General features: G+C 34.9%; 13 protein-coding genes. 5 read left to right on the forward strand and 8 right to left on the reverse strand.

The window, feature by feature from the left end; all coding sequences use genetic code 11:
- Window positions 1-236: hypothetical protein (locus tag K0R93_RS18860; RefSeq protein ID WP_300304890.1), on the reverse strand; the 236-nt coding region annotated here is incomplete at its 3' end.
- 169 nt (window positions 237-405) lie between these two features.
- Complete coding sequence (locus K0R93_RS18865) at window positions 406-1,332, reverse strand: dienelactone hydrolase family protein (protein WP_300304892.1); 927 nt, start codon at window positions 1,330-1,332, stop codon at window positions 406-408.
- 111 nt (window positions 1,333-1,443) lie between these two features.
- On the opposite strand from K0R93_RS18865, the gene K0R93_RS18870 reads away from it, so the two are divergent.
- The 3 genes from K0R93_RS18870 (at window position 1,444) to K0R93_RS18880 (ending at window position 3,751) form a co-directional block, all read left to right on the forward strand.
- Window positions 1,444-2,046: an HD domain-containing protein gene (locus tag K0R93_RS18870; protein WP_300304894.1), complete on the forward strand. Its 603-nt coding sequence runs from the start codon at window positions 1,444-1,446 to the stop codon at window positions 2,044-2,046.
- A 92-nt stretch (window positions 2,047-2,138) separates the two neighbouring features.
- Window positions 2,139-2,792 (forward strand): class I SAM-dependent methyltransferase, encoded by a 654-nt coding sequence (locus K0R93_RS18875; RefSeq protein WP_300304896.1) that lies wholly within the window; start codon window positions 2,139-2,141, stop codon window positions 2,790-2,792.
- A 50-nt stretch (window positions 2,793-2,842) separates the two neighbouring features.
- A complete protein-coding gene (locus K0R93_RS18880) occupies window positions 2,843-3,751 on the forward strand; it encodes an aminoglycoside phosphotransferase family protein (RefSeq protein ID WP_300304898.1) in 909 nt (302 codons plus the stop codon).
- 1 nt (window position 3,752) lies between these two features.
- Here K0R93_RS18880 and K0R93_RS18885 read toward each other — a convergent pair whose 3' ends face one another.
- The 4 genes from K0R93_RS18885 to K0R93_RS18900 form a co-directional block, all read right to left on the reverse strand.
- Window positions 3,753-4,241: a hypothetical protein gene (locus tag K0R93_RS18885; RefSeq protein ID WP_300304900.1), complete on the reverse strand. Its 489-nt coding sequence runs from the start codon at window positions 4,239-4,241 to the stop codon at window positions 3,753-3,755.
- A 49-nt stretch (window positions 4,242-4,290) separates the two neighbouring features.
- Window positions 4,291-4,506: a hypothetical protein gene (locus K0R93_RS18890; RefSeq protein WP_300304902.1), complete on the reverse strand. Its 216-nt coding sequence runs from the start codon at window positions 4,504-4,506 to the stop codon at window positions 4,291-4,293.
- A gap of 127 nt (window positions 4,507-4,633) precedes the next feature.
- Window positions 4,634-5,146 carry a GrpB family protein gene (locus tag K0R93_RS18895; RefSeq protein WP_300304904.1) on the reverse strand — a complete coding sequence of 171 codons (513 nt, stop codon included), beginning with the start codon at window positions 5,144-5,146 and terminating at the stop codon, window positions 4,634-4,636.
- 53 nt (window positions 5,147-5,199) lie between these two features.
- Window positions 5,200-5,751, reverse strand: coding sequence for a GNAT family N-acetyltransferase (locus tag K0R93_RS18900; protein WP_300304906.1), 552 nt, complete (start codon window positions 5,749-5,751; stop codon window positions 5,200-5,202).
- A gap of 275 nt (window positions 5,752-6,026) precedes the next feature.
- On the opposite strand from K0R93_RS18900, the gene K0R93_RS18905 reads away from it, so the two are divergent.
- Entirely contained in the window at window positions 6,027-6,485 is a 459-nt protein-coding gene (locus K0R93_RS18905) for a GNAT family N-acetyltransferase (RefSeq protein ID WP_300304908.1), read from the forward strand.
- A 189-nt stretch (window positions 6,486-6,674) separates the two neighbouring features.
- Here K0R93_RS18905 and K0R93_RS18910 read toward each other — a convergent pair whose 3' ends face one another.
- On the reverse strand, window positions 6,675-7,559 hold the full coding sequence (locus tag K0R93_RS18910; RefSeq protein WP_300304910.1) for a GNAT family N-acetyltransferase: 885 nt from the start codon (window positions 7,557-7,559) through the stop codon (window positions 6,675-6,677).
- Window positions 7,560-7,968: 409 nt separating this feature from the next.
- On the reverse strand, window positions 7,969-8,481 hold the full coding sequence (locus K0R93_RS18915; protein ID WP_300304912.1) for a GNAT family N-acetyltransferase: 513 nt from the start codon (window positions 8,479-8,481) through the stop codon (window positions 7,969-7,971).
- A 96-nt stretch (window positions 8,482-8,577) separates the two neighbouring features.
- Between K0R93_RS18915 and K0R93_RS18920 the strand changes: the two genes are divergently transcribed.
- Window positions 8,578-8,808 (forward strand): NUDIX domain-containing protein (locus K0R93_RS18920; RefSeq protein WP_300304914.1); only part of this gene is annotated, 231 nt, incomplete at its 3' end.

Here is an 8,808-nt window from a genome sequence, read left to right on the forward strand (position 1 = left end):
AAGAACATGGCATCTTGGTTACGATCTATCCTTTGCAATCTGTATGCTAATAAAAAACCAACCACCTGTTTATTTTCTATTGCTACAAATAAATAGTGTCTTTCGTTTGAAAGAAAGTTTTCCAAATACGCCAAGGATAGACCGTTTCGCGTATTCGTATCATCTCTTAATTTAATATTACTTAATGCATCACAAGCTAGATTTGCTTCGCTGCTATTTACCCGCTTTATTATCATGATCTATCTCTCCTAATATATAAATCGAATTAGTTTATCTGTAATCCTATGCCTGACACCTTGTTATAACCAAATTCCGCATAGGTAATGTTTATAGTAGCTAAGACAGCACATACATTCATTCTATGTTTTTGAGGAAGATTGGATTTAATTCTATCTTGTATTGGTATTAGTCCTGTCTGCTGTTCTTGACCATCCAATCAAGTATATATAAAAATCGTTCTTCTGTTAAAGCATGCTTTCCAGAAAATCTTTTATGTTGAAGCCAGCTTATATCCTGATTTTTCAGCATGTTTTTTATTTTATTTTCAATTTCATCTGCATCCTTTGAATATTTATCTTCATCAGCTGATAAAATAAGAATTTTTCTTGGAGCTATGGATAGAAATAGATCTTCTAAATCAAATTGCTGTGTGAATCCTGGAATTACCGATGCCATCTCAATACCCACGTCTCTATCCATCCGTGCTTTAAAAGTTGATGCTGCACCGCTAGAACAGGCATACTGGATTCTCTCATCTAATGCTGCTAGGAAATTTACAGTGTTTCCCCCATAAGAGTGCCCCAATGTACCAATTCGTGATTGGTCTACCAAGGGATGATGATAAAGCAAGGATACACCTATGCTTGCATCTTCCGTTACCTTTCTCATTAAGGTATCTCCCTGAATTGTCCGATAGCACATTTCATTGTAATGCTGCATCCAATCATTATCTTCATCAACCTTCGTACCTTTACAATTCTTTCTTCTATCTTCAAAACAAATCGAATCCGGAGCTAAGACTACAAAACCATTCTTGGCTAAAGCCGGACCAAATGCTTGATATGGATCACCGATCAAACCACATACCTCACTCTTTCCCAGGTGCCGCTCTCCATTGTGTTGGTGATGAACGATCACTGCTGGAAATGGACCCTCTCCTTCTGGTAAGAGAAGATATGCTGGTATGACATCATCATCGTGGCTTTGGTAGGATATAAGGAGTCTCTCGTATCCGTCCTCAGGATATCGCTCCAAAACAGAAAAGCAAACTGGATTGATATCTAGATTAATCTTAAGAAACCCTTTTATAGCATTTCTTATGGTACTTTCCACAATTTCTTTCCCCCTCTGGGTATAAGTTGATTTTTCCTTTTACCTATTATATCATGTTATTAGAAAATTTTTACAATTGTTGATGCGATAGCATTTTGGGGGAGGCGTGCTATGACAAACTACCTAGATTTTCAAATTACCTCAAACTTAAAGAAGGATGTACAAAATTACTTTATAAAGCACGATAGGACCGATACGTATGAGCATACCCTAGATGTTGTAGAAGAACTCCATCATATAAGGCGACAATTTGGAGGTATTGAATCTGGCAGTGAAATCGCCTGTTATTGTCATGATTTGGGACGAGTGGTTAAAAGTGATGACATTATACGATTTTGTATAGAGAATGATATTGAGATCACCGGCGAGGAAAAGACATTGCCATCTATTCTACATCAGAAGATATCATGCTTTATAGCAGAAAAAGTATTTGGTATAAAAGATTCACTGATATTAGATGCAATCAGATACCACACAACTTCAAGAAGAAAGCCTAGCATGATTGAAATAGAAGTGTTTATAGCGGATAAAATGAGCTGGAAGGAAGATGGATACAGAGAATTAGCCGATGGAATTAGAGAAGCATTGAAATTATCAAAAGAAAGGGCAATGCTATATTATTTATCTCATATGGAGGACAACAAGGAAAACATGAAATTATATCATTTAGACTCCCAAGAGGCTTTTCAATATTTTAATGAAATGCACTTCTAACGCTAGCATGTTTTGTTATCTCCACAGTATAAATGTTGGACTCGTGCAATCGTTGTTGGTGATTCTTACTATCTTAAAAGGGGCGAAATGCTGTGATCAAGTCAAAAGAATGGGACTGGGAAAGAGGAATAGAGGAAAAATGGTGGTCTGAACCTTCAGAAGATGTTTATTATTATCTACATCGATGGAAAGACCAAGGCTTTAAGCGTTTTCTAGATCTCGGCTGCGGTCTTGGAAGACATGCAATTTTATTTGCACACAATGGATTTGAAGTTGAAGCCATGGACTTAGCTGAGAAAGGATTAGAAGTGCTGAGACAGAATTCAAAAACGCTTCATCTTAATATAGGTATATCCCTTGGGGATATGAATCATCTTCCCTATACAGCAGGTACATTTGATTGTTTATTGGCTTATCACGTGATTTCACACACGGATTCATCAGGAATCAAAAACATTATTGGAGAAATAAATCGAGTATTAGTCCATGGTGGAGAGTTTTTTATAACCTTATGCTCAAAAGAAAGCCCCTCCTATAAAAGTGGTAAGCATCCTATAATAGATGAAAATACAATCTTAAAAACAGAAGGCCCGGAAATCGAAGTGCCTCATTTTTATTGCGACTTGGATACAGTTAAAGAAATTATAAGTGAATTTGAAACTCTGCATTTAAGGCATATCCAAGATATTTATGAAAATACCTATAGTTGGCATTACTTTGTTCATGGGAAGAAAAAGGACTTATAAATCTAATTAGAGTTTTATGAGATAGGATTAAGGATGCTGGAGGCATGACCATGATAGATTACGATGAACTAAAAGATATACCCTGTTATGATACTTGGATATCAATCGAACCGATAGATCAAGGATTTTCAACTGATAGAAAGTTTTGTATTACAGATATTAATTGCGAAAAATTCTTTTTAAGATTATCAGATGCCACATCTTATGCTAGAAAAAAGCAAGAACATGAAATAATTCGTTCGATGTCATGCCTTGGAGTGCCAACAGTAAAAGAAGTATATTTAGGCTTATGCAATTCTGAAAAACATACTTATATGCTACAGACCTGGATTGATGGAGAGATACTTGAAAATGTCCTTCCAACATTTTCAAAAACTAAACAATATGAGTTAGGCTTAGAAGCAGGCAGATTATTGAAAAGGATCCACTCATGGCAACCAAAAGCTAGTTTTGACTGGTATTCAACAAGATTTAATCAATATCTGTCGAACTATGATAATTATAAAAAACATGGTTTAAGCTATGAATACGAGCAACAAATTGATCGTTACATTAAAACAAACATTCATCTGCTGAAAGGCAAACAAATATCCCTTGTACATGGTGATTTTCATGTTGGGAATATGATTTTATCTCCAGCAGATGATCTATATATTATCGATTTTGATCGTTTTGACTGGAAAGATCCCATTGAAGATTTTTACAAACTTGCAGTCTTTAGCCGAAACGTCAGCATTCCTTTCTCGATAGGCCAGATAGACGGTTATACAGATTTTAATCCATCTATAGAGTTTTGGGAAATGTATGCTCTAAGTATAGCAATGACATCTTTTCTATCTTTATTATGGGGGAAACGTATATCTGAAACCATGTATAAGCATAGAAAAAGGCTTTGTGACATTTTGGTTGAAGATCATGATTGTTTTAAGCATAGAATCCCTAAGTGGTATAAAAAATAATTTATCTCTCTATTATTATACAGCTATGACTTACATGCTTTTTGCCTTTCCAATCATACATTTGCTTTAAATTATGTATAGAAACCTCTTCATAATTACATATGGTAGGTTGAATATTTTTCCTATCATCAAGCCATATTGACCATAATTCTAATTGCTGTCCTTTACCAATATTTTCTTTTAGGTATTCTAATAATTGCTTTGCTCTTAATTCCGTATATTTAAAATCCACTGAATAAATGAAAGGTTTATCTGTATACCATCTCACATTTTTGTCATATACATTATCTTTTCTAATAACTAGTTCACCTAAATCACTTTCTTTTTCAAAAAACAATATCTTATCATTTGGATTCATCTTCTCCCAAGGCATAAGCTCATGTGCTTTTATTTCTAATTCAATCGCCTCTTGCACAGTAATTATTTTTTCCTTTGAATTGTCTATTTCGGGTATTTCATAATCAGTTGCTATAAATGAATAAGCACTCATATAACCACATCCTAAATATCATTTTTGTTTATTTCATAACAACCTACGATTACGATAGTAATTCTAATATTGCTGACATTAGATCTTTTTTTATTGTCTTAATATCAGTTTCAGGTCCGCTAAATTCTAGGCTTTTTAAGCTATCAATTAGCTTTTTAATTACACCCTTTTTCGTACTACCTTCATCAAACTTATTTTCCAATTCTTCAAGTTTTTTCAATAAATTTTCATCTTGATCATTGCTATTGCTATCTGAAAAATCCAAATTACCACCTCCTCAAATCTTATGTAATACTATTTAAAACTATTTACCGTATGCTATGACTACGACATAATGTTTCGAATATCATGTAGCAGAGCAATCTTGCATCCAAATTGAATAAATATCGTGCCTATAATCCACATTTCTTATAAATTTCAGCAATACAAGGGTTTTTAGCTTCCATATAGTGATCAATATCTGTCGGATACTTTATTGCAGCCTGTAGTTTTATTTCACTATATTTTTTTTTATCTTCTTTGTGTGCTCTCAAATAATCTCTGAAAGCAATATGCCTTTTTAATTCATTTGAATTTCTAGGACAAACGTATAAATGATGTTCCATAACTCCCTGCTTTTCACTGTATGCAAAAGCTTCTCTATCTTTAATTCCTAGATCACCTTCATGATAATAACCCGAACTTTCCAGACGAGATTTTACATCTTCAAACCTATCATAACTTTCAATAATAACATCTATATCAATAATTGGTTTAGCAGATAACCCTTCTACTGAAGTACTTCCTACATGTTCAATCGCAACAATGCTGTTTTCAAGAGCTTTTTCTAAATACGATTTTAGTTTTTGAAACTCCTCATTCCATTTAGGATCATATGGAACTACAATCACTCGTTTTGTTTTCATTTCATTGCCTCCAATAAATTTAAGTAGATGTTCTAAGTCTCGTATAACTCTATCTAAATATTATATCTTCTGATCAAAGTAATATCGCCGCCCAGTCCATAATCTCCATCCCCATACATATCATAAAATTCTTCTTTTACATAGTTTCTTGGATCAAAATCTTCAAATAAAGTAAATCCACATTTCTTGTATGCTCTTATAGCTGCTACATTTTCCTTTGATGGACGTATAATAAATTCTTTTATTCCTTGCTCCCTATGTAGTTTGTCTATAAGTTGATTAAGTGCATCCACTCCATAGCCAAGACCACAGTATTTGAAAGACCTCATCCAAATGTCTAACTCAGCCACCTTGTCTATAAGGTGGAAACAGGCATAGCTAATCGCTCCCATCTCTTCCCCACCCAATGTGATAATTAAGTAGCCGCCTAATTCAGGGGCTGAATGATCAAATAAAAAATCTGACTCATCACGATTGAAATTTTCCCAGGTTTCTGGTGGATTGTCATCATCAAACATTTGAGAAGTCACGTCAGATAAAGCTAACCACTCATATATTTTTCGTTTTTCATTGGGTTCAGCAAATCTTAGAGCAACCTGATTCATATATCAGTACTTCCTTTCGTAACATACATGTCACCGTTTTGTTGATTTTTCTTTTTATCTATTATATCATAAGAATTAGAAAATTTTTACAGTTGCTGCAAATGAACAATTACTTAAAACTTACATAAAGAATATTCCTCAAAAGGACTTAAGAAGAATAACGAAATCGATGATTTTATAAGTTTGAAGGTTTTGCAATAAAACTACAAATCTTTCAATACAAGAATCCGCTAGCTTAGATCTAGAACAAATAAATAATAGGCGAGGAAACAATAATGGGGCTTCGAACAGTACGAGTTACAATTGAAAATTATTCACTATTTGACGATATAGTAGCTTGGAGAATGAATGGTAAGGAGCGGACAGATGAAGAAAAGATCACAAACAAAAATTTTTCATTAGAGAATATCCGTTACAATCTTGATCATGAAGGATTTTATGTGTATGGCGCACTTCTTGAAAACAGATTTGTCGGCTGGATCTCTTTAATATATCTTCCCAAGATTGGTGTTTGGGATAATGGTATTATTTATGTAGATGAACTGTGGACTGCACCCCTGTATAGAAATAATGGAGTCGGTCAGAGACTTATGGAAAAGGCTTTTGAACTACAGAAAGAATTGAATGCATGTAAGATTAGATTATATGTTAATCCAGAAAACATTGCAGCTGTAAGATTATATGAAAAATGTGGTCTTCTCAATTTAGGTAATGCATTATTTATGCAAAGCTAATGAAAACCACTAAAGTTTAGGAGAGATTGATTATGAATTCCAGGCAATTGAATCTTAGTGATATAAATACCGACAAGAACTTAGAGTCTCTTTTTAAGAATATAGCGACATAATGGTACTATCTTCAAACTACATTTTGAGATTTCATACAGTCTGGATCATAACATGAAGTATTTTCCTGTGCACAAATTATTTTTTACACCAAAAGGTTTCGGTTGAAACAGGATAAAAGCCAATATTGTAATAAAATTGTTGTGATGAACCTACATATGCTCGTTTTGCCCCGAGTTTTCCGCAACGCATAACAGCTTCAAGCACTGCCGCCTTTCCAAGCCCCATCATTCGGTATTGAGGATCTGTTGCCACAGGTTCTACAAGGGCATAGTCCGTATTACTCTCATACCACATCCCACAGTAGGAAACAAATTCTCCATTCGGTGCAACAACTGCTATTTTATGGTCAAGATTTACATGAGGTCCAGAAAAATTATTCTTTATATCTTGCATGTGTTCCTCTGTTTTCGGAGGTTCGCCATCATGATTGAATCCTCGCCATAACACTTTGCTGTATTCATTTAAATCAAATCTTTCTGCAAGACTTACAATACTAAATCCCTTAGGCAGCTGATAAGAAATACTATCATTAATATCTATCTTTGCAGTACATTGTCTGTTCTGTGTTGGTCTGTAGCCATGGGCAATAGCAATACGCTGAAACATATGATCATTATCATCAATAAGTACTTTATGCCCACCGCTGAAATTATGTTGCACATAGTTCAAAATATCTTCTTTAAGACAATGATAATCTTTATCCACACAGATATAGGCTTCATCAATATCAGTTTCATATGTTGCTAGTGCCACAATTTTTTCATCATCTTTCCATATTCCAATTCTGTCTAAAAGGCTTTTATTAAGGTAAGGCAGTGAAAACATCCACTCCCATCTGCCCCATAAGAAGTTCGGCGTTGTGATGGTTTCCTGATTTATTCTTTTTAAAAAATCATAAACTTTTAGAAAGTCATTTGTGAAACCCTGTTGGTTGATATAATTGCAAAAATTTATTGACATCTGATCACCTCACAAAATATAAATAACCTTACTTCGCTTTTTAAGAATGTTGCGACATAATCGTAGGGAGCGGCCCCTGTGCCGTTCCGTTATGTTATTTCTCCGTGATAAACGGAAGGCCACAGGGGGCCTTCCCTACATAATGATTGATGGGTTGGTATCTATGGTCTGCGGGCGATTCGTGAATCGCCCCTACTGGTCTGAACGGTATCTCGCAGGGATCGATGCCCCCGTCGGTCCGCAATTTTTAATTCATATCATTCGGAACGATGAGTTTTATAGGGTCGGACGATCCTGTCATACCGCTGGTGCTGTGTCGCATTGTTCTACTATTGCGATACGAGGCCCATAATTAGCATTATACTTTGCTATCGAAGTACTGTTCCTGCAAATAAATTTGTCTTTCCATTTATACTTTTGTGAAAGTCATATATAGGGGTGTCCCTACTCTACTATTTATCTCCATGGTCATCCAAATGATTTCATCGTCTTCGTCATATTGGATATCATCCTTTATAAAACCCATTTGCTCATAAAAATCATATCCGGTTCTACTGCTAGGCACATGGAGAAAATCAATAATCATCTTTTCAGCCTTATGAAAAAGATGATTAAATAAGGCTTTTCCTATGCCTTTCCTATGTAACTCAGGTTTTACGTAGAAATTCGATATACTATACTTGGGTGTATCTGCATCCCCAAAGTTGGCAAGGGCACCTGTGGCAACTACTTCTCCTTCAATCTCTACTACGTATATATCTTTCCAGGTCATTTGATGCTTTAAGTCTTCAGCTTTATTGCGGTCCCTATACTTCTCTACTATTTCTTGAGAATGCTTTTGAATGAGTACTTCGTCAAAATTTCGTTGGATGGTTTGGGCAACAGCTTCAATGTCGCGTTCATTAATTTTCCTGATAACCACGTTTACTTCCCCCCAGTACAGGTTGATTTTTGTTTTTACCTATTATATCATAGGAACTAGAAAATATTTACAATTTATATTTATAAGGAGATTATCATGAGGACAAGATGTTCAGCCCGTATCATCGCCATAAATAAGGACAAGAAAGTTTTATTGTTTAAATATGAAGATGACAGCATTTTTGGCTCCCAAGGTCCAATCGGTAAACCATTTTGGGTAACCCCCGGAGGTGGAGTGGAAGATCAAGAAACCTATGAAGATGCAGCCAAGCGAGAACTGTTTGAGGAGTCTGGACTTGTTCCGGTAGCTTTAAGTAAATGCATATGG

Origin of the sequence: Anaerosolibacter sp. (genome assembly GCF_029240175.1) — a bacterium.
Taxonomy (GTDB): domain Bacteria; phylum Bacillota; class Clostridia; order Peptostreptococcales; family Thermotaleaceae; genus Anaerosolibacter.